The following is a 24,720-nucleotide window of genomic DNA, read 5'->3' on the forward strand; positions in this document are numbered from 1 at the left end:
GTCAAGCAAGTTTTCAAAAAATATTTAATTATTACCGTCGCTTACGATTCGCCCCCGGTCCGGACAGCTTATTCGGACGGCGGCACGTAGCCTTCGGCCTTGGCGTATTCTTCGCCGGAAAAGAACTTCGCCATCTCGCCCTGGAGGTATTTGCGGTCGTCGGCGTTCATCATGTTCAGGCGTTTTTCGTTGATCAGCAGGGTCTGGTGTTTCTGCCAGTCGCCCCAGGCCTTGGCCGAGACGTTGTCGTAGATATCCTGGCCGATGGAACCCGGAAAGGGGGCTCGTTCCAGGGCGGGCAGTTCTTCTTTGTACTTACGGCACATGATGGTGCGGGTCATGACGGCTCTCCTGCGTTCAATACGGCGGCCGCGCGCTCGAGCAAGGTTTTGACCGGGGCGGCGAGGCCCAGGCGCGGCGGGGTGGCGAGGTTATACCAGAGCCAGTCGGCCTCGGCCACGTGATGGCCGCTTTCCCGAACCTGGACCAGCCAGGGTTCGATTGCCAACTGGAAGTGACTGAAGGTGTGTACCAGGCCAGGCATTTCCTGGTGCTTGCCCAGTTCCAGGGAGTGTTGCAGGGCCAGGTGTTGCAGGTCGTCGAGGTCGTCGAGTTCCGGAAGGCTCCACAATCCACCCCACAGGCCGGTGGAAGGGCGACGGTAAAGCAGGATGGCGCCTTCACGGTTGGCCAGCATTGGCATCAGCGTGCGTTTTTTCGGGACTTCCTTGCGCGGCTTGGGGATCGGGTAGCGGGTTTCCAGGCCCAGCATGTGGGCTTCGCAACCTGACTTCAGGGGGCAGAGCAGGCAACTGGGTTTGCTGCGAGTGCAGAGCGTGGCGCCCAGGTCCATCATCGCCTGGGTGTAGGCGTTGACCCGATCCTGGGGGGTGAAGCGCTCGGCGGTGGCCCACAACTGCTTGGCGACCTTGGGTTCGCCCGGGTAGCCTTCCTGGGCCGTGAAGCGCGCCAGTACCCGCTTGACGTTGCCATCGAGGATTGGCGCCCGCAGGCCCATGCTGATGCTGGCGATAGCGCCGGCGGTAGACAGGCCGATCCCCGGCAGTTCGGTGAGCTTTTCCACGTCCCGGGGGAATTCGCCGCCGTACTGGTCGACGACGATCTTCGCGGTTTTCTGCAAGTTGCGCGCACGGGTGTAATAGCCCAGGCCGGTCCACAGGTGCAGCACTTCGTCTTCCGGCGCGGCGGCCAGGGCTTCGACGGTGGGCAGCGAGGCCATGAACCGGTCGAAGTAATTGAGCACGGTGCTGACCTGGGTCTGCTGCAACATGATCTCGGAGACCCACACCCGGTACGGGGTGATGCCTTGTTGCCAAGGCAAGTCATGGCGCCCGTGGCGGTCGAACCAGTCCAGGACGGCGGTGGAAAACTGCTCGGCTCTCATCGTTTGAACAGCCCCTTGAGCGCGTCTTTCAACTCGGGGCTGACCTTGTCGCCCAGCTTCTCGTCGATCTTGTCGCCGAGACGGTCGCCGGCCAGTTTCGCCGCGACCTTGCCTAGTCCGTCGTTGTCCAGGCGGCAGGCCTTGGCGCCGAGCTCCAGCGGACCACGGCAGCGCAGCGGCCATTCGACATCGACGTAGCGTTCGTTGACCTGGCAGGCCGGGTCAGGCATGTCGCTCTTGTCGCCTTCGACGATGACGCCGACACGGTAATCCATGCCGAGCACGCGCAGATCGATATCACCGTTGCCGTTGACGGTCATGCCGGGGATGCGGACTTTCAGGTCCGGGTTGCTGGCCACGCCATTGCGGAAGGTCAAGTTGCCGTCGAGTTGCTGGAACGGTGTGTCCTTGCCCCGAGGTTCGCCGCTCAGGCTCTTGCGGTTCAGCAGGGCAATGCCCTTGCACAGTTGCTGTTCGAGGTTGGCGTTGAGCAGCACACCGTCGTTGATGACGAACCCGGCGTTGCCGTTGAGGCTGTCGATCAGGGCTTTCTGGCTGTTGCCGCTGGCGGTCACGACGCTGTTGAGTGTCACCAGGCCTTTGACCGGCGGATTCTTGCCTTGGCTCTCGATGATTTTCTCGGCCGGCACCCGGTTGATCCGGGTTTGCAGGCTCAACTGTGGCGTGGGCTGGCGTACATCCAGCGTGCCCTTGGCCTCGAAGTTGCCGTTGAACAGGTCACCCCGCAGGTTTTCCAGGGTCAACAGGCCGCCCTGGCCGGTGGCCTTGAGGGCCGCGTCCTGGATCGGCAGTTTGTCGAGGGTCAGCTGGCCGAAAGTCAGGTCGGCATCGAGGTCCAGTTTGCTCAGGCGTTCCACCGGAAAGAGTCGGTCGTTGCTCCAGGCGCCCTGAGTCGGAGCGTTCGGCAGCGGCGTGGTGCCGGCGCCGGCCATGGCACTGGCCTCGGTGTTGCTGACCTCCTCCTCGCGAGCGGCCTTGGCGCTGTTGGCCTCGGTGGATTTTGGCGGCAGGTAGCGGTCAACGTTGAACGTGTCGGCCTTGAGCTGCGCGCGCAAGGACTGCTTGGCGAAGTCTTCCACGGCGATACGGCCGCTGAAGCTGCTGTCGTCGACTTTCAGATTGATGTTGTTGAATTCGACGCTGGTGGGCGTACCGGCGATGCGGCTGACCAGTTCGACCTTGGTCAGGCTGCCTTCGCCCATGGCGGGTAGTTTCTGGCCGATGCTGTCGACAAAATTCGCCAGGTCGAACTGAGCGATCGATACACCGCCGTTCAACTGCGGGGTCTTGTCGAGGTCGTTGACCTTCAGTTCGCCCAGGGCGCGCAGCTGGTTCAAGGACAGCTTGATGCCGGTCCATTCGGCAACGTTCGCGGCCCTGTCCAGGAACAGCTGACCCTGGGCGTTGAAATTCAGGATCTTGCCCTGTAGCGGATCGCCAGTGACTTCGCCGGACAGTTTCAGGTCTTCGAACTTGTAGCGCTGCAAGGCGCGTTCGAAGCGCAGTTCGCCGGTGACTTCGGTCCGCACGCGCACGGCTGGCTGGCTGCTGGACAGGAAGGCGGTCAGCTTGACCGGAATGTTGGTGGAGTCGTGGACCGGGCCGGTGCTCAGTTGGATACTTTCGGCGCTGAACTGCTTGCCGGTCTGCTCGTCGGTGTACTCGACCCGGGCGTTGTTCACGGTCAGGCTGTCGATGTCCAAACGGGTCGGCTGGGCTGGTTTTTCCGCCGGGGCACTGGCGGGCGGAGCCGGTTGCTCGGCCGGTGCCGGGGTGCCCGCGGTCGTTGTGGAAACGGGCGCCTTGCCAATGTCTTCCCAGTTGCCGTGGCCGTTCTTGTCACGGTTGAGGCGCAGGTTCAGGCCTTCGACCCGCACGTCGCTCATCTGTACTTCCCGGCGTAGCAGCGGCATGACCCGCACCGAAAGACCGAGCATCTGCAGGTCGGCGAAAGGTTGTGTCGGGTTGGCCAGCGTCGCGACGCTGGCCTCGTGCAATTCCAGACCCAGCCATGGAAACAGACTCCAGCCGATGTCGCCATTGAGGGTCAGCTCAATGTGGGCCTTGTCGCGGGCTATCTGGCGGATCTCTTCCTTATAGTCGTTGGGATCGAAGAGGTGGGTCAGGGCAAAGCCCAAGGCCACAATGATCAGCAACAGCCCGAGAAGTACCAGACCCAGGATTTTGCCGAACGCTTTCATGGGCGAGTCCTTGTAGGTTGAGTTCAGAATTTAGCCTGCGAGTATAACGCTGTGGATTGCTGGTGCGTTGGGGCGATCATTTCCCCTGATGCTCAACTTTCGTCCAGCGCCAGCTTCAATTTGGCTGCCAGGGCCTGGGCCATCAAGTGCCCGGCCGGGGCCAGCAACCGCAGCTCGGCGCCCTCTTGCCGGGCCATCCGCTGCGCTTCGCTGACCAGTCGCTCAGCTACGCCACGGCGACGGGTTACTCTTCGCACGCATATCTGGGACAAGTGCCAGGCGTTCTGGTGCCGTTGCAGGCGTGCGGCACCGAGCAGTCGATCGTTGAAGCGAGCCGCGATCAATGAGCCATCTTGCAGGTAATCCTGGATCAGGTGCGTGGCATCGTTGAACGGCTCGAGCAGCCAGGGCGGGGCGTCCAGGTAGATTTTGTGCAGGTCCTGCCGATCCTGGCCGGTGGCTTCAATCAGGTGCTCGACAACAATGGGCATGGAAATTCCTGAAAAATAAATGACTTTCGCCCTACAGAAAGCAAACAAGGACGCGATAAGACAAATGACATGAAAAAGGTGATATCACTTTGGTTTTTCTGTCGCGAGCAAATGGTAACCTTTACCCGTTCGCCCGTCCTTCTGCGACTTGATGTCACACCAACAGGGAGCTTCACCGCACAATACAGTCATGCCTGCGTGCAAATAAGGCTGAGGGTGATGCGTGGCTGGCGAACCATTCTAACAACTGGGGGATACACAATGAGCACGAGCATTACGGCGGACGGCACTGCCGACCAGCCCGCGTTCCTCTCCAAGGAACGTATCATCGCCAAGTCCGGCTTCAATCGGTGGCTGGTTCCACCGGCCGCGCTGGCCATTCACCTCTGCATCGGCATGGCCTACGGTTTCTCGGTGTTCTGGTTGCCACTGTCCAAGGCCTTGGGCATCACCAAGCCGGTAGCCTGCGCACCGGACATGAGCTTCATCTCGCAAGTCTTTTCGTCTCAATGCGACTGGCCGATCTCGATGCTCGGCTGGATCTACACCCTGTTCTTCATCTTCCTGGGTTGCTCGGCAGCCATCTGGGGTGGCTGGCTGGAACACGCTGGCCCACGCAAGGCCGGTGTCGTGTCGGCCTTGTGCTGGTGCGGTGGCCTGCTGATTTCCGCGCTGGGTATCTATACCCACCAGATCTGGCTGATGTGGGTCGGCTCCGGTGTCATCGGCGGTATCGGCCTGGGCCTGGGTTACATCTCCCCGGTGTCCACCCTGATCAAATGGTTCCCGGACAAGCGCGGCATGGCGACGGGCATGGCGATCATGGGCTTTGGTGGCGGTGCGATGGTTGGTGCCCCGCTGGCAGCAGCGCTGATGAACCATTTCGCCTCGCCAACCAGCGTGGGCGTATGGCAGAGCTTCCTGGTCATGGCTGCGATCTATTTCGTGTTCATGATCGGTGGTGCCTTGTCGTACCGCGTGCCACCGACCGGCTGGAAGCCCGAGGGCTGGACGCCGGCTCCGAAGAAAGCCGCGAACGCGATGATCACCCATCGCCACGTTCACGTGAACGTCGCCTGGAAAACCCCGCAGTTCCGCCTGGTGTGGCTGGTGTTGTGCCTGAACGTATCCGCCGGTATCGGCATCCTGGGCATGGCGTCGCCGCTGCTGCAGGAAGTGTTCGGCGGTAAATTGCTCGGCAACGATCTGCCTTTCGGTCAACTGGATGCCACGCAGCTGGCCCAGATCGCCGCCATCGCCGCCGGCTTCACCGGTCTGCTGAGCCTGTTCAACATCGGTGGGCGGTTCTTCTGGGCATCCTTCTCGGATTACCTGGGCCGTAAAAACACCTACTTCGTGTTCTTCGCCCTGGGTGTTGCCCTGTACTCGCTGATCCCGAACCTCGGTCACCTGGGCAGTGTCGCCCTGTTCGTGGCGGCGTTCTGCATCATCCTGTCGATGTACGGCGGCGGTTTCGCCACGGTGCCGGCCTACCTGGCCGACCTGTTCGGTACGCAAATGGTTGGCGCGATCCACGGTCGCCTGTTGACCGCCTGGGCTGCGGCCGGCGTGCTGGGTCCGGTTCTGGTGAACTACCTGCGTGAATATCAGCTGAGCATCGGCGTTGAACGCGCCGCCGCTTATGACATTACCCTGTACATCCTCTCCGGCCTGCTGGTGCTGGGCTTCCTGTGCAACCTGATGGTTCGCCCGGTCGCCGACAAGTACTTCATGACCGACGCAGAACTGGCTGCCGAACAGGCGCTGGGCCATGACAAGGGTGCCGACAGCACCACTTCTCTGGAGTGGAAAGCCGCACCGGGCACCAAGCTCATGGCGGTCGCCGCCTGGCTGGTGGTGGGTATTCCGTTGGCGTGGGGTGTGTGGGTGACCCTGCAGAAGACGGCGGTGTTGTTCCACTAAGCAACACCGAGGTGATCCCGGAGCCATCGGTTTCGGGTGAGCCCTGTGGGAGCGAGCCCGCTCGCGATGGGGTGTGTCAGTCGAGTCATTGTTGACTGATCCGCCGCTATCGCGAGCAGGCTCGCTCCCACATTTGTTTCTGGCTGATGGCAAAAAACTGCATCCCTCACTTGTATGGACATGTCTATCGCCGGCGGCGCAGGATTCAGCCCGTCAGTGATATCGTCTCTCGTGTTTCTGTTTGTCGCTCGCGCCCCTATAATGGCTGCCTTTTTCGCCCAATGATTTTGCGGAGCTGGTGATGGCCGAACGTAAGGCGTCTGTCGAGCGCGACACTCTGGAAACCCAGATCAAAGCCTCGATCAACCTGGATGGCACCGGAAAGGCCCGGTTTGATATCGGCGTGCCTTTCCTTGAGCACATGCTGGACCAGATCGCCCGTCACGGGCTGATCGACCTGGACATCGTCAGCAAGGGCGATCTGCATATCGACGACCACCACACGGTGGAAGACGTCGGTATCACCCTGGGGCAGGCCTTCACCCAGGCCATCGGCGACAAGAAGGGCATCCGTCGCTACGGCCACGCCTATGTGCCGCTCGATGAAGCGCTGTCGCGGGTGGTCATCGACTTCTCCGGTCGTCCGGGCTTGCAGATGCATGTGCCATACACCCGCGCTACCGTCGGCGGCTTCGACGTCGACCTGTTCCAGGAGTTCTTCCAGGGCTTCGTCAACCACGCCAACGTGACCCTGCACATCGACAACTTGCGCGGGCATAACACCCACCACCAGATCGAAACCGTGTTCAAGGCTTTCGGCCGCGCCTTGCGCATGGCCGTTGAGCTCGATGACCGCATGGCCGGGCAGATGCCTTCCACCAAGGGCGTCCTGTAATGCAGACGGTTGCGGTTATCGACTACGGTATGGGCAACCTGCACTCGGTGGCCAAGGCCCTCGAGCACGTGGGCGCCGGCAAGGTCCTGATCACCAGCGATGCCGACGTGATTCGCGAAGCCGACCGGGTGGTATTCCCCGGCGTCGGAGCTATTCGCGATTGCATGGCCGAGATCCGTCGCCTGGGCTTCGACTCGCTGGTCCACGAAGTCAGCCAGGACCGTCCGTTCCTTGGCATCTGCGTGGGCATGCAGGCATTGCTCGAGCGCAGCGAAGAGAACAGCGGTGTCGATTGCATCGGCATGTTCCCGGGCCAGGTTAAGTTCTTCGGCAAGGACCTGCATGAAGATGCCGAACACCTGAAAGTCCCCCACATGGGCTGGAACGAAGTGAAACAGGCGGTGGATCATCCGCTGTGGCACAACATTCCGGACCTGGCGCGCTTCTACTTCGTGCACAGCTACTACATCGCGGCCGGCAATGCGCGGCAGGTGGTGGGCAGCGGTCACTATGGCGTCGATTTCGCCGCAGCCCTGGCCGATGGGGCGCGATTCGCCGTGCAGTTCCACCCGGAGAAGAGCCATACCCATGGCCTGCAACTGCTGCAGAATTTCGCGGCGTGGGACGGTCGCTGGTAATGGCACGCAAGAAACCGCCAATCCTGACCCTCACCCCCGAGCAGGAAAGTGAGGCGAATCGCAAGATCCAGCGGTTCATGGAGGATCGTTTCGAACTGGACCTGGGTTCGTTCGAGGCGGCGGAAATTCTTGACCTGTTTACCCGCGAAATTGCTCCGCACTATTACAACAGGGCGATTTTCGACGTGCAGGCGCACCTTAAGGAAAGGTTCGAAAGCATCGAAAGCGACCTGTGGGCGCTCGAGAAAAACTGATTCCCGAGCCAAGCTGAACATTCGTATTTGAAGGTTTGCCAGATGCTGATTATCCCCGCTATCGATCTCAAGGACGGCGCTTGCGTACGTCTGCGTCAGGGCCGGATGGAAGACTCCACGGTATTTTCCGATGATCCGGTGAGCATGGCCGCCAAGTGGGTGGAAGGTGGCTGCCGTCGCCTGCATCTGGTCGACCTGAATGGCGCCTTCGAAGGGCAGCCGGTGAACGGTGAAGTAGTTACCGCCATCGCCAGGCGCTACCCGAACCTGCCGATCCAGATCGGCGGGGGTATTCGTTCGCTGGAAACCATCGAGCACTACGTCAAGGCCGGCGTCAGCTATGTGATCATCGGCACCAAGGCTGTCAAGGAACCTGAGTTCGTTGCCGAAGCCTGCCGCGCCTTCCCGGGCAAGGTCATCGTTGGCCTGGACGCCAAGGACGGTTTCGTCGCCACTGACGGCTGGGCCGAAGTCAGCACCATGCAGGTGATCGACCTGGCCAAGCGCTTCGAGGCTGACGGCGTCTCTGCCATCGTCTACACCGACATCGCCAAAGACGGCATGATGCAGGGCTGCAACGTCCCGTTCACCGCCGCCCTGGCCGCCGCCACGAAGATCCCGGTCATCGCTTCCGGTGGTATCCACAACCTGGGCGACATCAAGACGCTGCTCGACGCCAAGGCGCCCGGCATCATCGGTGCGATCACCGGTCGCGCGATTTATGAAGGCACCCTGGACGTCGCCGAGGCCCAGGCCTTCTGCGATTCCTACACAGGCTGAGGACTCATCATGGCGCTGGCCAAACGCATCATCCCTTGCCTGGACGTGGATAACGGCCGGGTGGTCAAGGGCGTCAAGTTCGAGAACATCCGTGACGCCGGCGACCCGGTGGAAATCGCCCGTCGCTACGACGAACAGGGCGCGGACGAGATTACCTTCCTGGACATCACGGCCAGCGTCGATGGCCGCGATACCACGTTGCATACCGTCGAGCGCATGGCCAGCCAGGTCTTCATCCCGCTGACCGTGGGCGGTGGCGTGCGCACCGTACAAGACATCCGCAACCTGCTCAACGCCGGTGCGGACAAGGTGTCCATCAACACTGCGGCCGTCTTCAATCCTGAATTCGTCGGCGAGGCCGCCGAGCGTTTCGGCTCGCAGTGCATTGTCGTGGCGATCGATGCGAAGAAGGTTTCCGGTCCGGGCGAGCCTCCGCGCTGGGAAATCTTTACTCACGGCGGCCGCAAGCCAACCGGCCTCGACGCCGTTGAGTGGGCGAAGAAGATGGAAGGCCTGGGCGCCGGTGAAATCCTGCTGACCAGCATGGACCAGGACGGCATGAAGAACGGCTTCGACCTGGGCGTCACCCGCGCCATCAGCGATGCCCTGGGGATCCCGGTGATTGCCTCCGGCGGGGTCGGCAACCTGCAACATCTGGCCGACGGCATTCTCGAAGGCCACGCCAGCGCGGTGCTGGCGGCGAGCATCTTCCACTTTGGCGAATACACCGTGCCGGAGGCCAAGGCCTACATGGCGCAGCGCGGTATCTGCATTCGCTGATCGCTGGACACCATGGCGGGCCCAAGGCACTCTTGGGCACACCATGGATTGCGGTAGCCCGACATGTTCAAACGCCTCGTTCTTGCCTTTGCCAGCGCCACGTTGCTGCTCGCAGGGACCGCCCGCGCTGCCGATACATCGCTGGTGCTGCTCACGGAAAACTTTCCGCCGTACAACATGGCCAAGAACGGCAAGAACTTCGCCCAGGACGAGAACATCCATGGTATTGCCGTGGACATCGTCCGCGAGATCTTCAAGCGCGCCGATATCAGCTACAGCCTGACGCTGCGCTTTCCCTGGGAGCGCATCTACAAACTCGCCCTGGAAAATCCCGGCTACGGTGTATTTGTCATGGCGCGGTTGCCGGAGCGGGAAGCGCTTTTCAAATGGGTCGGCCCCATCGGTCCGGACGACTGGATCATGCTTGCCAGGGCGGACAGCAAGATTGCCCTGGACTCATTGGAGCAGGCGCGCTCATACAGAATCGGCGCCTACAAAGGTGACGCCATTGCCGAAACACTGGACAAGCAAGGGTTGAAGCCAATAGTCGTGCTGCGCGACCAGGACAACGCCAGGAAACTGGTCAACGGTCAGATCGACCTGTGGGCCACTGGCGATCCGGCCGGTCGCTACCTGGCCCGTCAGGAAGGCGTGGACGATCTCAAGACCGTGCTGCGATTCAACAGTGCCGAGTTGTACCTGGCGCTGAACAAGGACGTGCCCGATGACGTGGTCGCACGGCTTCAAAAAGCCCTGGATGAGCTGCGCAAGGAAGGGATGGTGGACGCGATCATGGCGCGGTATCTCTGAGCCGTGCGCTAGCCGGTCTGGCCCCATCGCGAGCAGGCTCGCTCCCACAGGGGTCTATGGCGGATACAGCATTTGCGACCAACCACAATTTCCTGTGGGAGCGAGCCTGCTCGCGATGGCCGCGACGCGGTTATCGATAAACCCCGTTCTTCCCATGCCCCGTCATCGCTCGATTGCTGCGCAGGCTGATCATCGACTTGATGTCCACCCATTCGATGCCCTGCGCCTTGAGGCGGGGCAGTTCGCGTTCGAGCACCGCCAGGGTTTGCGGGTAGGGATGGCCGATCATCACGGCCGAGCCCTGGCGGCGAGCCAGGTCGATGGCGGTCTGGAGCTGGTGGGCGATGGCGGCTTCGGTACGCTCGTCGTCAAGGAATACATCCCGCGACACACTGGCGAGGCCGATCTTCTGGGCTTCGGCGGCTGCGACAGTCTGGGCGCTGGTGCGGCTGTCCACGAAGAACTTGTGTCGCTGTTGCAAGTCCGCCATCAGCCACGCCATGGCCTGGGGCTGGGCGGTCATGCGGCTGCCCATGTGGTTGTTGATCCCGCTGGTATAGGGCACGGCAGCGAACGCGGCGTCGAGGCGCTTGCCGAGTTCTTCAATCGGTAGCTCGGGATGCCAGGCGAACGGCCCGGTCGCCGGATCCATGGGCATGTGCAGCATGACGATCTTGCCGGCGCGGTGAGCCTCGCGGGCAAATTCGGCGGCGTGGGGCGTATCGGGCATGATCGCGGTGGCGACCGGGCCGGGGAGGGCCAATACCCGGCGATCCCGGGGCAGGCTTTGCCCCAGGTCGTCGATGATCAGGCTCAGATAAGCCTTGTGCGGTGAAGCCGCGGGGGTGTCGGGCGCCGCAAAGGCGGCGCTTGCCAGGCAGCACAACAGCCCGAGGATGAAACGCAGGCCCATCTCAGCGGCCGGAGGTGATGTTCAGTCCTTTGAGCAGACTCAGGGCCTGGGCCAGTTGGTAGTCGTCATCCTGCGGCATCGGCTTGGCCTTGGCGCCGGAACCGCTCGGTTTGTCGGCGCCGCCATTGCCGTTGCCCAAGTGACCTTGCAGGTCGGCTTCCTTGAAGTACTCGCTGTCCTGCTCGTTGGTGATCTTGGCCTTGCGTACCTCGATGTCCGGGACGATACCCTGGGCCTGGATGGAGCGGCCGTTTGGCGTGAAGTACAGCGCAGTCGTGATCTTGAGCGCCCGGTCGTTGTTCAGCGGCAGGACGGTCTGCACCGAGCCTTTGCCGAAACTGGTGGTGCCCATGACCACGCCGCGCTTCTGGTCCTGCAGGGCGCCGGCGACGATTTCCGAGGCCGAGGCGCTGCCACCGTTGATCAATACCACCAGTGGCACGGCGTCGCTCAGATCGTTGCCGGTGGCCGAGAAGCGCAGCTCGGAGTTGGCGATACGGCCTTTGGTGTAGACGATCAGGCCTTTGGTGATGAAGTGATCCACCACTTCCACCGCCGATTGCAGCACGCCGCCAGGGTTGTTGCGCAGGTCCAGGACCAGGCCATTGAGTTTCTTGCCATTGTCCTTGCGCAACTTGGCCAGGGCTTTGGCGACTTCTTCGCCGGTCTTGACCTGGAACTGGGTGATGCGGATGTAGCCGTAGCCCGATTCCAGCAGCTGGCTCTTCACGCTCTTGACCTGGATTACCGCCCGGGTAAGGGTCACGTCGAATGGCGTACCGCCATCGCGTACCAGGGTCAGGGTGATCTTCTGGCCGATCTTGCCGCGCATCTTGTCCACGGCTTCGGTCATGCTCTGGCCGCGGGTCGGCTGGCCGTTGATCTTGACGATGAAGTCGCCGGCCTGGATCCCGGCCTTGGAGGCTGGTGTGTCGTCGATCGGCGACACCACCTTGATAAAGCCGTCTTCGCTGCCGACTTCGATGCCCAGGCCGCCGAACTCGCCGCTGGTGCTTTCCTGCAATTCGGCAAAGTCTTCCGGCCCCAGGTAGGCAGAGTGCGGGTCAAGGTTGCTGAGCATGCCCTTGATGGCGTTCTCCAGCAGCATCTTGTCATCCACCGGTTCGACGTAGGCGGCCTTGATCCGGTCCATGACTTCGGCGAAGGTGCGCAGTTCGTCCAGGGGCAACGGTGCCTTGGTGGTGGCGGCCGTGGCGGCAGGCGCCGATGGGGCCGGTCCGGCGGCAAAAGCCAGGGGTGCACCGATCACGAGGGCGATCGTCAGGGCCAGCGAGGTGAGGCGGGACAAATGCAGCATGTCGAACGAACTCCTTAATTGGATGGGCGCGCTTATCCTTGCGCACGACACCATTGGGCCGGGTCACTGGGGCGACCCTGCTGACGAATTGCGAAATACAGCGCAGGCGTATCCTGCCCGCCACTGTTGCCGACCGTGGAGATGGACTCACCGGCCTTGACCACATCCCCCGCCGACTTGAGCAGCGTCTGGTTGTGGCCATACAGACTCAGGTAACCGTTGCCGTGATCGAGGATCACCAGCAGGCCGGCGCCGCGCAGCCAGTCGGCGAACACTACCCGCCCGCCATGAACGGCATGCACCTGGCTGCCGGCGGATGCGCTGATCATCACGCCGTCCCACTTGGTGCGGGTGTCGTCGCCGCGGGTTTCACCAAAGCGCGCAAGCAATCGACCATTGACTGGCCATGGAAGTTTGCCCCGGGCGGAAGCAAAGGCGCCGCCGAAGGTTTCGCCATCGCTGGAAACCAAGGCGCCAGGGCTGGGCTTCGTCGTTTTGCGGGGCGCATCGTCCGAGTCCGCATCGGCCTGGGCTTCACGCAAGCGCTTTTTTTCGGCTTCCTGCTGGGCGATCAGCGCTTTCTGCCGCGCTTCCTCTGCCTCTCGCGCCTGGCGGGCCAGGGTTTCCTCGATGGTCTTCAGCACGTTTGCCAGTTCGGCCTGGTCCTGCTCGCGAGCCTTGAGCTTGCTGTCCCGCGCTTTCATGTCGTCATTGAGCTTGGCCAGGGCCACCGCGCGTTCCTTGCGAACCTTCTCGAGTTCTTCGCGCTGAGTGTCCAGGCTGCTTTTCTGCACCAGCAACTGGGCCTGTTGCAATTCGATGTCTTTCTCGACGTTGGCCAGTTGGCGCAGGGTTTCGTTGAATTTCTTGAGTTGCTCCAGGCGTGCCTGGCTCAGGTAGTCGTAATAGGTGAGGGTGCGGGCGAACTTCTCGGGGTTCTGCTGGTTGAGCAACAGCTTGAGGTACTCCTGACGGCCGCTCTGATAGGCCGCGCGGGCCTGGATGGCGATCAGGTGTTGCTGTTCAGTGCGCGCGCTCTGGAGTTTTTTTTTCTCTCCATCGAGCCGCTGCAGCTCGGATTCGCTTTTCTTCAGCTCTTTTTGCAGGGCATCGACCTGTTTCTCCAGGTTGCCCATCTCGGTCTCGGTGCCGCGCAGGTCTTTCTGTACGCCGGCTTTCTCTTCCTGCAGCTTGCCCAGCAGCTTCTTCAGCTCGGCAATGTCCTGGCGCGTGGCTTCCAACTGCTGTTGGGTTTGCGCGCGCTCGTCAGCGAAGGCCGGTTGGAGCAGGCAGGTCAGAGCGAGGGCTATCAGGACGCGAAGCATAGAGGCGGGCGATACCAGGGAAAGGGACGGCCTAGTATGCCCGCCCCACGCCGCAAAAAAAACGCCCATTTGGGGCTGTGTGATAACTGGGCTGGTGTCAGGCGCCAAATCACCGCCAAACCTCTGTGGGAGCAAAGCTTGCTCGCGATGATGTCAGCACATTCGACAAAAGTGCTGGCCGTTCGATCGCTATCGCGAGCAGGCTCTGCTCCCACAGGGGGGGATGCTGATCAGACCAGAATCGAAGTCCCGGTCATTTCCGCCGGCTTTTCCATGCCCAGCAGCATCAGCATGGTCGGCGCCACGTCGGCCAGCACGCCGCCGTCGCGGACCTTGAAGTCGCGCTTGCCGACATAAATGAACGGCACCGGCTCGGTGGTGTGGGCAGTGTGGGCCTGGCCGGTGGATTCGTCGGACATCTGCTCGACGTTGCCGTGGTCGGCCGTGATCAGTGCTTCGCCGCCGACCTTTTCCAGCGCTTCGACGATGCGGCCAACGCAGGTGTCCAGGCATTCCACGGCTTTGACCGCCGCCTCGAACACACCGCTGTGACCGACCATGTCGCCGTTGGCGTAGTTGACCACGATGACGTCGTAGCGCTGGTTTTCAATGGCGTCGACGATCCGATCGGTGACTTCCGGAGCGCTCATCTCAGGTTGCAGGTCGTAGGTGGCGACTTTCGGCGAGGGGATCAGAATGCGTTCTTCGCCTGGAAACGGTTCTTCGCGGCCGCCCGAGAAAAAGAATGTCACGTGGGCGTATTTTTCAGTTTCGGCGATGCGCAACTGGGTCTTGCCATTCTTGGCCAGATAATCGCCCAGGACGTTTTCCAGGCTGCCGGCGGCGAAGGCCGACGGTGCGGGAATGCTGGCGGCGTACTGGGTCAGCATCACGAAACCGGCCAGTTTGGGCTGGCGAGCGCGTTCGAATTCCTTGAAATCGTCTTCGACGAAGACCCGGGTCAACTCGCGGGCGCGGTCGGCACGGAAGTTCATGAACACCACGGCGTCGCCATCCTCGACCTTGACCGGTGTACCGATGGTGGTGGCCTTGACGAATTCGTCGCTTTCGCCACGCTCGTAGGCAGCTTCCAGGCCTTCCTGGGCGGTGGCGGCGCTGAATTCGGCATTGCCATCGACGATCAGGTTGTAGGCTTGGGCGACACGGTCCCAACGGTTGTCGCGGTCCATGGCGTAGTAACGGCCGACAATGCTGGCGATGCGGCCCTTGCCGAGCGCCTGGAAGGTCGTGTCCAGCAGCTCGATCGAAGATGCGGCGCTTTTCGGCGGCGTGTCACGGCCGTCGAGGAAGGCGTGCAGGTAGATGTTCTCGGCACCGCGCTTGAAGGCCAGTTCGGCCATGGCGATCAGGTGGTCCTGGTGGCTGTGCACGCCGCCATCGGACAGCAGGCCCATGAAATGCACGGCCTTGCCGGCCGCCACGGCTTTGTCCACGGCAGCGCAGATGGTCGGGTTCTCGAAGAACTCGCCGTCGCGGATCGCTTTGGTGACGCGAGTGAAGTCCTGGTAAACCACACGGCCGGCGCCGAGGTTCATGTGACCGACTTCGGAGTTGCCCATCTGCCCGTCCGGCAGGCCGACATCCATGCCGCTGCCGGAGATCAGGCCGTTCGGTACGGTGGCCCACAGGCGGTCCAATACAGGCTTGTTGGCCGAATACACAGCGTTGGATTCGTGGCTGTCACTGTGACCGAAGCCGTCGAGAATCATCAGGACCAAAGGTTTAGGCGTGGTAGTCATGGAATCCACTCGTGGCTGGTTAAAAGAAGACGATGGAAAAGGGACGGGCAGTTTAAAGGTAAGTTCCGGTGCCGTCACCGCCGGGCGGGGTTTGGCCGACCCTGAGTGCTGTGTATACTGGCCGACATTTTAACGCCCTGGAACCTCCTTCGATGGTTGCTCACCTGATTGAATTTGCCACTAACCACTACATTCTCGTCGGTATCTTCGTCGTACTGCTGGCATTGCTGGTCGCCCATACGATGCAGGGCGGCGGCCGCAGCCTGAGCACCGCCGAACTGACCGCGCTGGTCAACAAGGATGCCGGCGTGGTGGTGGACATTCGCCCGGGCAAGGAATTCGCCGCCGGTCACATTGTCGGCGCGCTGAACATTCCCCAGGACAAACTGGCCGCACGTATCGGCGAGCTGGAAAAGCACAAGGCCAAGACCATCATCCTGGTCGATGCCATGGGCCAGACGGCCGGTACCCACGCCCGCGAACTGATGAAATCCGGTTTCACCGCCGCCAAGCTGTCCGGTGGCGTGGCAACCTGGAAAGCCGACAACCTGCCCCTGGTGAAGTGAGATGACCCACGTCGTTGTCTATTCCAGCGATTACTGCCCCTATTGTTCCAGAGCCAAGTTCCTGCTCCAGAACAAGGGCGTGGCTTTCGAAGAGATCAAGGTCGACGGCAAGCCGCAGCTGCGCGCCGAGATGACCCAGAAGGCCGGGCGTACGTCCGTGCCGCAGATCTGGATCGGCAGCACCCACGTGGGCGGTTGCGACGACCTGTTTGCCCTGGAACGCGCCGGCAAGCTCGACGCGATGCTCAAGGCCTGAATCCCCTAAAGAACCTGAAGTGAGAAGGATCTGCGATGACTGACCAACAGAACACAGCTGCCAGCGAAGAAGAAGCCGCACCGCAATTCTCCTTGCAGCGCATTTATGTGCGTGACCTGTCCTTCGAAGCCCCGAAAAGCCCGGCGATCTTTCGCCAGCAGTGGGAGCCGAGCGTAGGCCTGGACCTGAACACCCGTCAGAAAGCCCTGGAAGAAGACTTCCACGAAGTGGTGCTGACCCTGTCGGTCACCGTGAAGAACGGTGAGGAAGTCGCATTCATCGCTGAAGTCCAGCAGGCCGGTATCTTCCTGATCAAGAACCTGGATGCCGCTTCGATGAGCCACACCCTGGGCGCGTTCTGCCCGAACATCCTGTTCCCGTATGCCCGTGAAGCGCTGGACAGCCTGGTGACCCGTGGTTCGTTCCCGGCCCTGATGCTGGCCCCGGTGAACTTCGACGCCCTGTACGCCCAAGAACTGCAGCGCATGCAGGAAGAAGGCAGCGCGACGGTTCAATAAACGTCCGACAGCCGGCTACAAAACCTGTGGGAGCGAGCCCTGTGGGAGCAGAGCCTGTAGGAGTCGAGCTTGCTCGCGATGGAGTCGACACGGTTCAACTTTAAACCGCGTCATCGTTCATCGCGAGCAAGCTCGGCTCCCACAAGTTTGGCTCTCACAGGGCTCGCTCCCACAGGTGTTTCTGACTGACAGGAAGGGTTCAGGCGAAACCGTTCTGCCGCCACGCCTCGTAAACAGCCACCGCCACTGTGTTGGACAGGTTCAGGCTGCGGCAGCCTTCGCGCATCGGCAGGCGCAAGCGCTGCTCTGCTGGTAGCGCGTCCAGTACGTCGGCCGGCAGGCCCCGGCTTTCAGGCCCGAACAGGAACGCATCGCCAGCGACGAAACTGGCGTCATGAAAGGGCCGCGAACCTTTGGTGGTGAAGGCGAACAGGCGCGGATGCCCGAGGCTTTCCAGACAACTGGCGAGGTCTGCATGACGCTGCAAGGTGGCATACTCGTGGTAGTCGAGCCCGGCGCGGCGCAAACGCTTGTCGTCCATTTCGAAGCCCAGCGGTTCGATCAAATGCAGGTGGCAGCCGCTGTTGGCGCAGAGCCTGATGACATTGCCGGTGTTCGGCGGAATTTCCGGTTGAAAAAGGATGACGTGAAACATGCACGGCTCCGATAACAAAGATGACGCGCATTCTACGCTGCAAACCGATGAGCGTTCGAAGCTATTCCCGCGGGTCATGGGCTCCCTGGCAATCTTTGGGTTGATGATTGGCTTGATGATCGGTCGCCTGACCAATCCCGAACCGAGTGTGTTGGAGCGGATCGAGGTGGGCGATGGGGTGCTGGTGGCCTGGTTCAATGACGAACCCAAGCTGCACGGGGAAATCGTCGATGGCTCCGTGGCGCTGTTGTTCGAAGCCGAAGGCCCGGCGCAGAAGGGACAATTGAAGCTCAACGGCAAGGACGTGAACTGGCGGGTGCGCTTGAGTGACAAGGGGTTGCTGCTGACGTTGGTGGCGGCGCGTCCATTGCGGGCTGAGTGGACCGGCGGCGAGGTGGACGACCGCTGGCGGCTGGAGGTCCGTCTCCAGGAGTAATAAAAGAGGGGAATCCCCGGCCTGCCTGTACCAAGGTCCCCAAAACGGGAGGGCGATCGAGAGGATCCAGCCCTGGGTGTAAAGAAGGGAAACCTTGACCTGCCTGTATCAAGGCCCCCAAAACGGTGGGCTCGGATGAGCCCGGATAAAATGGGGAATCCCCGGCCTGCCTGTACCAAGGTCCCCGAAACTGGGTAGTGATTGGGTTATTGCAGGGGGCGTGCCAGTTTTAAATGGCTTGTCACAAAAAACTTTTTGATGTTGCGCAAAGCCCCGTATTCCGGGGCTTTGGCTTTTTTATGAGGCGGTTTTCATGAAGTAGCGCGGTTGCCTTGGGCTCGAATGAAACGCGCATTTGCGGTTCGTGGTGCATTGGTGTGGTGCACGGGACTTTCAAAAGCATCGCGAGCAGGCTCGCTCCCACATGAATGCGCGGACACCGATGACCGAGGTGGGAGCGAGCCTGCTCGCGATTGGCCTTCAGATTCAGCGAAAAGCCAACGGCTGCTCAGCCCTCATCGCTTTCATCGTCATCCCCGCCATCGACCTTCATCCCCAATTCCTTGATCTTGCGGGTCAAGGTATTGCGCCCCCAGCCCAGCAACACGGCGGCGTCGCGGCGGCGGCCGGCGGTATGCTTGAGGGCGGTTTCGATCATGATGCGTTCGAAACTCGGTACGGCGCTGTCCAGCAGGCTCGACTGGCCACGGGCCAAGGCCTGGTCGGCCCACTGGCGCAGGGCCTGTTCCCAGTTGGTCACCGGGGCCGAATCCTGTGGCAGGCTCAACAGTTCCGGCGGCAGGTCACCGATATGCACCTCACGTCCCGAGGCCATGACCGTGATCCAGCGGCAGGTATTCTCCAACTGGCGCACGTTGCCGGGCCACGGCAGGTTCTTCAGGTATTCCTCGGTCTCGCTCTTGAGCAGCTTGGGCTCCACCGCCAGTTCCTGGGCGGCGCGGCTGAGGAAATGCCTGGCCAGGGTCGGGATGTCTTCGCGACGATCCGCCAGGCGCGGGATATGAATGCGGATCACGTTCAGGCGATGGAACAGGTCTTCACGGAATTTGCCGGCGTGAACCAGGGTTTCCAGGTTCTGGTGGGTCGCGGCGATGATGCGGACATCGACCTTGACCGGCGTATGACCGCCCACCCGATAGAACTCGCCGTCCGCCAACACGCGCAACAGACGGGTCTGGGTGTCGGCCGGCATGTCGCCGATCTCGTCGAGGAACAAGGTGCCGCCGTCGGCCTGTTCGAAGCGCCCGCGTCGCAGGTTGGCCGCGCCGGTGAATGCGCCTTTCTCGTGGCCGAACAGTTCGGATTCCATCAGGTCCTTGGGAATCGCGGCCATGTTCAGGGCGATGAACGGCGACGCTGCCCGTGGGCTGTGGCGGTGCAGGGCATGGGCTACCAGTTCTTTACCGGTACCGGATTCGCCATTGATCAGCACGGTAATGTTGGAGTGGCTCAGGCGTCCGATAGCGCGAAACACTTCCTGCATCGCCGGCGCTTCGCCGATGATTTCCGGGGTGCGGGTCAGGGCCGGCACTTCTTCCAGGCCCTGTTGTTCCTGGGCGTGCTGGTTGGCGCGCTTGACCAGGGACACCGCTTCATCGACGTCGAACGGCTTGGGCAGGTATTCGAAGGCTCCGCCCTGGTAGGACGCTACGGCGCTGTCCAGGTCGGAGTGGGCGGTCATGATGATCACCGGCAGCCGGGGGTGCTCCTCGCGAATCCGCGCCAGCAGGTCCAGGCCGCTGGCCCCGGGCATGCGGATGTCGGAGATGATGACGTCCGGTTGCTGACGGGCCAGGCGGCTCATCACGCCATCGGCGCTGTCGAAGCTCTGGGTGGTCATGCCTTCCTGTTGCAAGGCTTTTTCCAGGACCCAGCGGATAGAACGGTCGTCATCGACGATCCACACGGTTTCACTACGGCTCATGTCGATGTGGCTCCTTGTTCCAGTGGCAGGAAGATCGAAAAGGTGGTGTGGCCGGGATGGCTCTCACACTCGATCAGGCCCTGATGCTGACTGATGATGTTCTGGGTAATGGCCAGGCCCAGTCCGGTACCGTCCGGACGGCCACTGACCATGGGAAAGAAGATGGTTTCCTGCAGCTCCGTGGGGATGCCCGGGCCGTTGTCGATGATTTCGATCTTGGTCACCAGGCGATGGCGCACGTGGCCGATGGTGAACTGGCGCAAGGCGCGGGTGCGCAGGCTGATGCGGCCCAGGCGCAGCTCGTTCTGACTGCTGATGGCCTGCATCGCGTTGCGCACGATGTTCAATACGGCCTGGATCATCTGTTCACGATCGATCAAGACATCGGGAATGCTCGGGTCATAGTCGCGCACCAAGGTGATGCAGCCCTGGCTCTCGGCTTCCACGAGGCTGCCAACGCGCTCCAGTACTTCGTGGACATTGCACAAGGCCAGGGACGGCAGCTTGTTGGAGCCGAGCATGCGGTCCACGAGATTTCGCAGGCGGTCGGCTTCCTCGATGATGACGTTGGTGTAGTCCTTGAGGCTTTCTTCAGGCAGCTCCCGGGCCAGCAATTGCGCAGCGCCACGGATGCCTCCGAGGGGGTTCTTGATCTCGTGGGCCAGGCCCCGCACCAGCATCTTGCTGGTTTCCTGCTTGGACAACTGCGCCTCTTCCTTGGTGATGCGCAGCAAGCGATCACGAGGGTGGACTTCCAGCAGCAACAGGGTGGCGCCGTTACTCAGGATCGGGGTCACCGCGTAGTCGACCGTCAGCGTCTGGCCGGTCAGGGCGGTGAGCATCGCTTCGCGCTTGGTGAACGGGTGAGCCTGCTCCACGGCCTGGCGCAAGGAGTTGAGTGCCTCGGCGGATTCGGTGAACAACTCGCTGATGAACTGTCCATGGCTGCGCTGGCCGCTGACGGCCAGGAGCATCTCCGCCGCCGGGTTCATGTACTCGAGGCGCAGTTCGGCGTCGAGCAGAATGGTCGCGGTGGTGAGGTTGTCGAGTAACAAGCGGTGTAGTGCGTCGCTAATGGTCATCGGGACCTCTTTTGATGCGTGGCAATTCGGGGCCGGTCCTAAATTGCGCGCGCAATGAATGCGCTGATAGAAGGAAAATGCAAAAACCAAACCAAGGCTCCGAAAAGAAGCGTTTAGAGCCTGAAAAGAGGTTTTTTCGCCCGATTGCGTGGCGTTCTGCCAGTTTTTCCGGGTACTTTCGAACCAAAATGGGCTGGCAGCTGAGTAGCGGCGCAACGTTATGCACCAATATAGTGCATCGTCATGGCGGCGTTAGAAGAATGGCAGGATGCTGCTTTCTTCTTCGGGTTTGTCGGCGAGGGGGCATTCGGGGCGCTGGCCATAGTCGGCGGTTGCGCAGGGTTTGATACGGCGCTTCTGCGCCAGCGACGTGCGTTGCATGTGGAAGGGCTGGTTGGCGGTGCGCTCGACGATGCGGTCTTGCTCATCGAGGATTTCCACCGCCAGGTGATGGGTGCCTCGATCGATGTTGCTCAAGGCAAACACCGGGCTTGGTCCTGGTTCGCCGGTGGGCTGACCGTCCAGCAGCAGACGGTAGCGATGGCCCTTTTTCAGCCTCGGCTCACTGGTAGCGGTGACGATCAATTCCCCCGCTGTGCTGCGTATCGTGGCATCCGGTTCCGGGATCAGCAGCCGCAGCATCTCGTAATGAAACAGGGGCGTGGGCTGCTCTGCGGAGGCCGGTGCCGAGGTGGTGGTAGCGGGCGCCGTGGTCATCCGGTTGCCCGGTGGCAGTTGGACTTTCTTCGCATTGCCGGGGCGCGGTTGATCGGTGAAGACACGATTGCCCTGGGCGTCGACGTAGGTATAGACCTGCGCTACCCCCGGCAAGGCGACCAGCGACAGGCACAGCACAAGCACCCAACGGATCATGGCTGGTGCACCCGCTGCACGGTAAAGGTGACGGTATCGCTCTGTTGCACAAGGTGATCCCCATCGATGACCTGGACCGCCAGACGATGCTCGCCCCGGTCGATGTTCACCAGTTGCAGGCGCGGCACGTTGGAGGGCTGGCCGTAGGGCTGGTCGTCCAGCAGCAGCCGGAACTGATGAGGGCTTTGCAGGCGCGGTTGCGTCCGGACGCCAACGGTGAAAGTGCCGTTGTTGGCGCGCAGGGCTTGCTCGGTGGGGATGTCCGTCAGTTCGAGCAGGTCGTAGGCCTTGCGCGGCGCTTCACTGTTGGCAGGCGTTGTCGGCATGTCCGGGCTGCTTGAGGATTGATGTTCGATGCTGTTGAGCGGCGGCAACTCCACCGTCTGGGCCGGTACGCCTTGGGGCGGCTGGTTGCTGTAGGCGGTGTTGCCATCGGCGTCGGTGTATTTGTAGATCTGGGCTGCCGCGGGCAATGCCAGTAGCAACAAAACGCCAGGAAAGACACGACCCATAAAAATCGACCGGAAACTGAAAGTGTTGGATGCAGCATAGGACAAGGCGGCGGTTGGCCCAACCCAAAGAGTTCAACCACTGAAGTCCCCTTGTGGGAGTGAGCCTGCTCGCGATGGCGATGTGTCAGGCAGCAGCAATGTTGCTGATCGATCGCCATCGCGAGCAGGCTCGCTCCCACAGGGGAGTGTGTGTTGCCTCAGCTTTTGGCCAGGCACAGCTCTGCGGTCGCCCGGATCAGGGCAAGACGGTGCACTGGGTGCTGTTTGTCGTTGTGGGTGGCCCGGGCCAGCCATTGCGGGCACTGCGGATCGGTACGGTAGGGAGCGAAATCGGCCAGTTGTTGCAGCAGGCGTTTTTGCAGTCGATCGAGTTGCGGGCGGATTTGCCCCACCAGGTCCGGACGCGGGAGGTCCGGGGCCTTGCCGGCCAGGGCCCAGTCGGACAGGTCGATGTACTGCACCAGTTTGTTGGCTTCTATCTGGGCGCTGAAAAACGCTTCCACGGTTTCACCGGACAGCTTGTAGACCGGCGCCTGGGCGACGGCGGCGGCAATGACTTCTCGCTCGCGCTGACGGTCTTCTACCGGTTTATGGCTGTCCCATTTGCTCAGCGCCACTTGATCGGCAAGGGCGATGCGTTCGCCAATGGCGTTAAGCAATGGAGTAAGGGCGTCCGGAGCAGGTGTGGCTTCGGCGGTGGTCGTCAGTAGCGCGGCAGCGAGGGCAAGGCCAAGTGTGAGGCGCAAGTTCATGGGCAGTCTCTTCTTGTCTGGGAGGCGGCGGTCATCATGCACGTAATCTGCACCCATAAAAAAGGCCTCCCGAAGGAGGCCTCTCTTGTTTCACGCCGCGTGTGCGAGCGCTACCGGATCAGCAGCTATAGTACAGCTCGTATTCCAGTGGGTGTACGAAGGTGCGAACCTTGATTTCTTCTTCGCTTTTCAGTGCGATGTAAGCGTCGACGAAGTCATCGCTGAATACGCCGCCCTTGGTCAGGAACGCACGGCCCTTGTCCAGCTCTTCCAGGGCTTCTTTCAGGCTGCCGCAAACCTGTGGGATTTCCTTGGCCTCTTCAGGCGGCAGGTCATACAGGTTTTTGTCGGCGGCATCGCCAGGGTGGATCTTGTTCTGGATACCGTCCAGACCGGCCATCATCAGTGCGGCGAAGGCCAGGTACGGGTTGGCAGCCGGATCCGGGAAGCGGGCTTCGATACGGCGAGCTTTAGGGCTGTTCACGTAAGGAATACGGATCGAGGCGGAACGGTTGCGAGCCGAGTAGGCCAGCATCACCGGTGCTTCGAAGCCGGGTACCAGACGCTTGTAGGAGTTGGTCGACGGGTTGGTGAAACCGTTCAGGGCCTTACCGTGCTTGATGATACCGCCGATGAAGTACAGGGCGGTGTCCGACAGACCGGCATAGCCTTCGCCTGCGAAAGTGTTCTTGCCGTCCTTGGAGATCGACATGTGAACGTGCATGCCCGAACCGTTGTCGCCGTACAGTGGCTTCGGCATGAAGGTCGCGGTGCGGCCATAGGCATCGGCAACGTTGTGCACGACATACTTCAGGGTCTGGACTTCGTCAGCCTTGGCGACCAGCGTGTTGAACTTCACGCCGATTTCGTTCTGGCCGGCAGTCGCCACTTCGTGGTGGTGAACTTCGACGGTCTGGCCCATTTCTTCCAGTGCGTTGCACATGGAGGTACGGATTTCGTGGTCGAAGTCGAACGGTGGTACTGGGAAGTAGCCGCCTTTCACGCCTGGACGGTGGCCCTTGTTACCGCCTTCGATGTCCTGGTCGGACATCCACGAACCTTGTTCGGAGAAGATCTTGAACATGGAGCCGGAGATGTCGGACTTGAACTTGACCGAGTCGAAGATGAAGAACTCAGGCTCAGGACCGAAGAAAGCGGTGTCGCCGATACCGGTGGACTTCAGGTATTCCTCGGCACGGTGGGCAATGGCGCGTGGATCGCGGTCATAGCCTTGCATGGTCGAAGGTTCGATGATGTCGCAGACCAGGATCAGGGTCGGCTCTTCGGTGAACGGATCCAGGACAGCCGTTTCGTCGTCTGGCATCAGGATCATGTCGGACGCTTCGATGCCTTTCCAGCCGGAAATGGAGGAGCCGTCGAACATCTTGCCGATTTCGAAGAAATCGTCATCCAGGGCATCACGGGCCGGCATGGTTACGTGATGTTGAGTGCCTTTGGTGTCAGTGAAGCGCAGATCAATCCACTTGACGTCATGATCTTTGATGAGTTGAACCGACTTCGACATATGTCCTCCGGGTGGCTTCGGGCGGGGTAATGGTTTGCCCGTAGATATGAGTGATGCCGGCGCGAATACTCTGCCAAGGCAACCTG

26 protein-coding genes are annotated in these 24,720 nt (G+C 61.4%); 11 read left to right on the forward strand and 15 right to left on the reverse strand.

Translation table 11 applies throughout. The features are described from left to right. Positions 1-68: 68 nt before the first annotated feature. From FGE05_RS15865 to panM, 4 genes are all read right to left on the reverse strand, one after another. Positions 69-341 carry an oxidative damage protection protein gene (locus tag FGE05_RS15865; protein WP_024778047.1) on the reverse strand — a complete coding sequence of 91 codons (273 nt, stop codon included), beginning with the start codon at positions 339-341 and terminating at the stop codon, positions 69-71. Continuing rightward, complete coding sequence (gene mutY, locus FGE05_RS15870; RefSeq protein WP_139646376.1) at positions 338-1,405, reverse strand: A/G-specific adenine glycosylase; 1,068 nt, start codon at positions 1,403-1,405, stop codon at positions 338-340. Before mutY ends, FGE05_RS15865 begins: the two co-directional genes overlap by 4 nt. Then, positions 1,402-3,627 carry an AsmA family protein gene (locus tag FGE05_RS15875; protein ID WP_139646378.1) on the reverse strand — a complete coding sequence of 742 codons (2,226 nt, stop codon included), beginning with the start codon at positions 3,625-3,627 and terminating at the stop codon, positions 1,402-1,404. Before FGE05_RS15875 ends, mutY begins: the two co-directional genes overlap by 4 nt. Positions 3,628-3,719: 92 nt before the next feature. Beyond that, positions 3,720-4,118, reverse strand: coding sequence for an aspartate 1-decarboxylase autocleavage activator PanM (gene panM, locus FGE05_RS15880; protein ID WP_139646380.1), 399 nt, complete (start codon positions 4,116-4,118; stop codon positions 3,720-3,722). A 261-nt stretch (positions 4,119-4,379) separates the two neighbouring features. Here panM and FGE05_RS15885 point away from each other — a divergent pair, with 261 nt between their 5' ends. The 7 genes from FGE05_RS15885 to FGE05_RS15915 all read left to right on the forward strand — a co-directional run bounded on the left by FGE05_RS15885 (position 4,380) and on the right by FGE05_RS15915 (position 10,198). Beyond that, positions 4,380-6,041: an OFA family MFS transporter gene (locus FGE05_RS15885; protein ID WP_139646382.1), complete on the forward strand. Its 1,662-nt coding sequence runs from the start codon at positions 4,380-4,382 to the stop codon at positions 6,039-6,041. A 301-nt stretch (positions 6,042-6,342) separates the two neighbouring features. Beyond that, entirely contained in the window at positions 6,343-6,936 is a 594-nt protein-coding gene (hisB, locus tag FGE05_RS15890) for an imidazoleglycerol-phosphate dehydratase HisB (RefSeq protein ID WP_024778052.1), read from the forward strand. Then, positions 6,936-7,574 (forward strand): imidazole glycerol phosphate synthase subunit HisH, encoded by a 639-nt coding sequence (gene hisH, locus FGE05_RS15895; protein WP_139646384.1) that lies wholly within the window; start codon positions 6,936-6,938, stop codon positions 7,572-7,574. Before hisB ends, hisH begins: the two co-directional genes overlap by 1 nt. Next, on the forward strand, positions 7,574-7,828 hold the full coding sequence (locus tag FGE05_RS15900; protein WP_033034336.1) for a DUF2164 domain-containing protein: 255 nt from the start codon (positions 7,574-7,576) through the stop codon (positions 7,826-7,828). The genes hisH and FGE05_RS15900 overlap by 1 nt, the downstream gene beginning before the upstream one ends. 42 nt (positions 7,829-7,870) lie before the next feature. Further along, complete coding sequence (hisA, locus tag FGE05_RS15905; RefSeq protein ID WP_139646386.1) at positions 7,871-8,608, forward strand: 1-(5-phosphoribosyl)-5-[(5-phosphoribosylamino)methylideneamino]imidazole-4-carboxamide isomerase; 738 nt, start codon at positions 7,871-7,873, stop codon at positions 8,606-8,608. A gap of 9 nt (positions 8,609-8,617) precedes the next feature. After that, positions 8,618-9,388 carry an imidazole glycerol phosphate synthase subunit HisF gene (gene hisF, locus FGE05_RS15910; RefSeq protein WP_041024709.1) on the forward strand — a complete coding sequence of 257 codons (771 nt, stop codon included), beginning with the start codon at positions 8,618-8,620 and terminating at the stop codon, positions 9,386-9,388. A gap of 63 nt (positions 9,389-9,451) precedes the next feature. Beyond that, positions 9,452-10,198, forward strand: coding sequence for an ABC transporter substrate-binding protein (locus FGE05_RS15915; RefSeq protein WP_139646388.1), 747 nt, complete (start codon positions 9,452-9,454; stop codon positions 10,196-10,198). 130 nt (positions 10,199-10,328) lie between these two features. Here FGE05_RS15915 and FGE05_RS15920 read toward each other — a convergent pair whose 3' ends face one another. From FGE05_RS15920 to gpmI, 4 genes are all read right to left on the reverse strand, one after another. Then, positions 10,329-11,111 carry a divergent polysaccharide deacetylase family protein gene (locus FGE05_RS15920; RefSeq protein WP_139646390.1) on the reverse strand — a complete coding sequence of 261 codons (783 nt, stop codon included), beginning with the start codon at positions 11,109-11,111 and terminating at the stop codon, positions 10,329-10,331. Between the two features lies 1 nt (position 11,112). Continuing rightward, positions 11,113-12,429, reverse strand: a complete 1,317-nt coding sequence (locus tag FGE05_RS15925; RefSeq protein WP_139646393.1) for a S41 family peptidase — start codon at positions 12,427-12,429, stop codon at positions 11,113-11,115. A 32-nt stretch (positions 12,430-12,461) separates the two neighbouring features. Beyond that, complete coding sequence (locus tag FGE05_RS15930) at positions 12,462-13,754, reverse strand: murein hydrolase activator EnvC (protein ID WP_139646395.1); 1,293 nt, start codon at positions 13,752-13,754, stop codon at positions 12,462-12,464. A 230-nt stretch (positions 13,755-13,984) separates the two neighbouring features. Beyond that, complete coding sequence (gpmI, locus tag FGE05_RS15935; RefSeq protein ID WP_139646397.1) at positions 13,985-15,514, reverse strand: 2,3-bisphosphoglycerate-independent phosphoglycerate mutase; 1,530 nt, start codon at positions 15,512-15,514, stop codon at positions 13,985-13,987. Positions 15,515-15,666: 152 nt separating this feature from the next. Between gpmI and FGE05_RS15940 the strand changes: the two genes are divergently transcribed. From FGE05_RS15940 to secB, 3 genes are read left to right on the forward strand one after another with little or no spacing between them, the layout of a single operon-like run. Then, positions 15,667-16,080, forward strand: coding sequence for a rhodanese-like domain-containing protein (locus tag FGE05_RS15940; protein WP_041024715.1), 414 nt, complete (start codon positions 15,667-15,669; stop codon positions 16,078-16,080). Between the two features lies 1 nt (position 16,081). Beyond that, on the forward strand, positions 16,082-16,336 hold the full coding sequence (gene grxC / locus FGE05_RS15945; protein ID WP_053148644.1) for a glutaredoxin 3: 255 nt from the start codon (positions 16,082-16,084) through the stop codon (positions 16,334-16,336). Between the two features lie 35 nt (positions 16,337-16,371). Next, positions 16,372-16,854 carry a protein-export chaperone SecB gene (gene secB / locus FGE05_RS15950; RefSeq protein WP_139646399.1) on the forward strand — a complete coding sequence of 161 codons (483 nt, stop codon included), beginning with the start codon at positions 16,372-16,374 and terminating at the stop codon, positions 16,852-16,854. Positions 16,855-17,053: 199 nt separating this feature from the next. Here secB and trmL read toward each other — a convergent pair whose 3' ends face one another. Further along, entirely contained in the window at positions 17,054-17,509 is a 456-nt protein-coding gene (trmL, locus tag FGE05_RS15955; protein ID WP_024778065.1) for a tRNA (uridine(34)/cytosine(34)/5-carboxymethylaminomethyluridine(34)-2'-O)-methyltransferase TrmL, read from the reverse strand. Between trmL and FGE05_RS15960 the strand changes: the two genes are divergently transcribed. After that, positions 17,508-17,945 carry a hypothetical protein gene (locus FGE05_RS15960; protein ID WP_139646401.1) on the forward strand — a complete coding sequence of 146 codons (438 nt, stop codon included), beginning with the start codon at positions 17,508-17,510 and terminating at the stop codon, positions 17,943-17,945. The genes trmL and FGE05_RS15960 overlap by 2 nt on opposite strands. 508 nt (positions 17,946-18,453) lie before the next feature. Here FGE05_RS15960 and ntrC read toward each other — a convergent pair. The 6 genes from ntrC to glnA all read right to left on the reverse strand — a co-directional run bounded on the left by ntrC (position 18,454) and on the right by glnA (position 24,634). Then, positions 18,454-19,890, reverse strand: coding sequence for a nitrogen regulation protein NR(I) (gene ntrC, locus FGE05_RS15965; protein ID WP_139646403.1), 1,437 nt, complete (start codon positions 19,888-19,890; stop codon positions 18,454-18,456). Next, positions 19,887-20,972, reverse strand: coding sequence for a nitrogen regulation protein NR(II) (glnL, locus tag FGE05_RS15970; protein ID WP_047699809.1), 1,086 nt, complete (start codon positions 20,970-20,972; stop codon positions 19,887-19,889). The genes ntrC and glnL overlap by 4 nt, the downstream gene beginning before the upstream one ends. 252 nt (positions 20,973-21,224) lie before the next feature. Next, positions 21,225-21,845: a DUF4124 domain-containing protein gene (locus FGE05_RS15975; RefSeq protein WP_139646405.1), complete on the reverse strand. Its 621-nt coding sequence runs from the start codon at positions 21,843-21,845 to the stop codon at positions 21,225-21,227. Next, positions 21,842-22,357 carry a DUF4124 domain-containing protein gene (locus tag FGE05_RS15980; RefSeq protein ID WP_139646407.1) on the reverse strand — a complete coding sequence of 172 codons (516 nt, stop codon included), beginning with the start codon at positions 22,355-22,357 and terminating at the stop codon, positions 21,842-21,844. The genes FGE05_RS15975 and FGE05_RS15980 overlap by 4 nt, the downstream gene beginning before the upstream one ends. A 197-nt stretch (positions 22,358-22,554) precedes the next feature. After that, a complete protein-coding gene (locus tag FGE05_RS15985) occupies positions 22,555-23,109 on the reverse strand; it encodes a chorismate mutase (RefSeq protein ID WP_139646409.1) in 555 nt (184 codons plus the stop codon). A 118-nt stretch (positions 23,110-23,227) separates the two neighbouring features. Further along, positions 23,228-24,634, reverse strand: a complete 1,407-nt coding sequence (glnA, locus tag FGE05_RS15990; RefSeq protein WP_139646411.1) for a type I glutamate--ammonia ligase — start codon at positions 24,632-24,634, stop codon at positions 23,228-23,230. Between the last annotated feature and the right edge of the window lie 86 nt (positions 24,635-24,720).

It is taken from the genome of Pseudomonas sp. ICMP22404 (genome assembly GCF_006227205.1).
Taxonomy (GTDB): Bacteria; Pseudomonadota; Gammaproteobacteria; order Pseudomonadales; family Pseudomonadaceae; genus Aquipseudomonas.

Excerpts from the sequence above, each read along its gene's own strand:
- glnA (WP_139646411.1), bottom strand. The coding sequence starts at position 24,634 with ATGTCGAAGTCGGTTCAACTCATCAAAGATCATGACGTCAAGTGGATT.
- trmL (WP_024778065.1), bottom strand. The coding sequence starts at position 17,509 with ATGTTTCACGTCATCCTTTTTCAACCGGAAATTCCGCCGAACACCGGC.
- gpmI (WP_139646397.1), bottom strand. The coding sequence starts at position 15,514 with ATGACTACCACGCCTAAACCTTTGGTCCTGATGATTCTCGACGGCTTC.
- secB (WP_139646399.1), top strand. The coding sequence starts at position 16,372 with ATGACTGACCAACAGAACACAGCTGCCAGCGAAGAAGAAGCCGCACCG.
- FGE05_RS15920 (WP_139646390.1), bottom strand. The coding sequence starts at position 11,111 with ATGGGCCTGCGTTTCATCCTCGGGCTGTTGTGCTGCCTGGCAAGCGCC.
- FGE05_RS15875 (WP_139646378.1), bottom strand. The coding sequence starts at position 3,627 with ATGAAAGCGTTCGGCAAAATCCTGGGTCTGGTACTTCTCGGGCTGTTG.
- grxC (WP_053148644.1), top strand. The coding sequence starts at position 16,082 with ATGACCCACGTCGTTGTCTATTCCAGCGATTACTGCCCCTATTGTTCC.
- FGE05_RS15915 (WP_139646388.1), top strand. The coding sequence starts at position 9,452 with ATGTTCAAACGCCTCGTTCTTGCCTTTGCCAGCGCCACGTTGCTGCTC.
- hisB (WP_024778052.1), top strand. The coding sequence starts at position 6,343 with ATGGCCGAACGTAAGGCGTCTGTCGAGCGCGACACTCTGGAAACCCAG.
- FGE05_RS15900 (WP_033034336.1), top strand. The coding sequence starts at position 7,574 with ATGGCACGCAAGAAACCGCCAATCCTGACCCTCACCCCCGAGCAGGAA.
- FGE05_RS15940 (WP_041024715.1), top strand. The coding sequence starts at position 15,667 with ATGGTTGCTCACCTGATTGAATTTGCCACTAACCACTACATTCTCGTC.
- FGE05_RS15865 (WP_024778047.1), bottom strand. The coding sequence starts at position 341 with ATGACCCGCACCATCATGTGCCGTAAGTACAAAGAAGAACTGCCCGCC.
- FGE05_RS15930 (WP_139646395.1), bottom strand. The coding sequence starts at position 13,754 with ATGCTTCGCGTCCTGATAGCCCTCGCTCTGACCTGCCTGCTCCAACCG.
- glnL (WP_047699809.1), bottom strand. The coding sequence starts at position 20,972 with ATGACCATTAGCGACGCACTACACCGCTTGTTACTCGACAACCTCACC.
- FGE05_RS15975 (WP_139646405.1), bottom strand. The coding sequence starts at position 21,845 with ATGATCCGTTGGGTGCTTGTGCTGTGCCTGTCGCTGGTCGCCTTGCCG.
- hisF (WP_041024709.1), top strand. The coding sequence starts at position 8,618 with ATGGCGCTGGCCAAACGCATCATCCCTTGCCTGGACGTGGATAACGGC.
- hisH (WP_139646384.1), top strand. The coding sequence starts at position 6,936 with ATGCAGACGGTTGCGGTTATCGACTACGGTATGGGCAACCTGCACTCG.
- FGE05_RS15925 (WP_139646393.1), bottom strand. The coding sequence starts at position 12,429 with ATGCTGCATTTGTCCCGCCTCACCTCGCTGGCCCTGACGATCGCCCTC.
- mutY (WP_139646376.1), bottom strand. The coding sequence starts at position 1,405 with ATGAGAGCCGAGCAGTTTTCCACCGCCGTCCTGGACTGGTTCGACCGC.
- panM (WP_139646380.1), bottom strand. The coding sequence starts at position 4,118 with ATGCCCATTGTTGTCGAGCACCTGATTGAAGCCACCGGCCAGGATCGG.
- ntrC (WP_139646403.1), bottom strand. The coding sequence starts at position 19,890 with ATGAGCCGTAGTGAAACCGTGTGGATCGTCGATGACGACCGTTCTATC.
- FGE05_RS15885 (WP_139646382.1), top strand. The coding sequence starts at position 4,380 with ATGAGCACGAGCATTACGGCGGACGGCACTGCCGACCAGCCCGCGTTC.
- FGE05_RS15980 (WP_139646407.1), bottom strand. The coding sequence starts at position 22,357 with ATGGGTCGTGTCTTTCCTGGCGTTTTGTTGCTACTGGCATTGCCCGCG.
- FGE05_RS15985 (WP_139646409.1), bottom strand. The coding sequence starts at position 23,109 with ATGAACTTGCGCCTCACACTTGGCCTTGCCCTCGCTGCCGCGCTACTG.
- FGE05_RS15960 (WP_139646401.1), top strand. The coding sequence starts at position 17,508 with ATGCACGGCTCCGATAACAAAGATGACGCGCATTCTACGCTGCAAACC.
- hisA (WP_139646386.1), top strand. The coding sequence starts at position 7,871 with ATGCTGATTATCCCCGCTATCGATCTCAAGGACGGCGCTTGCGTACGT.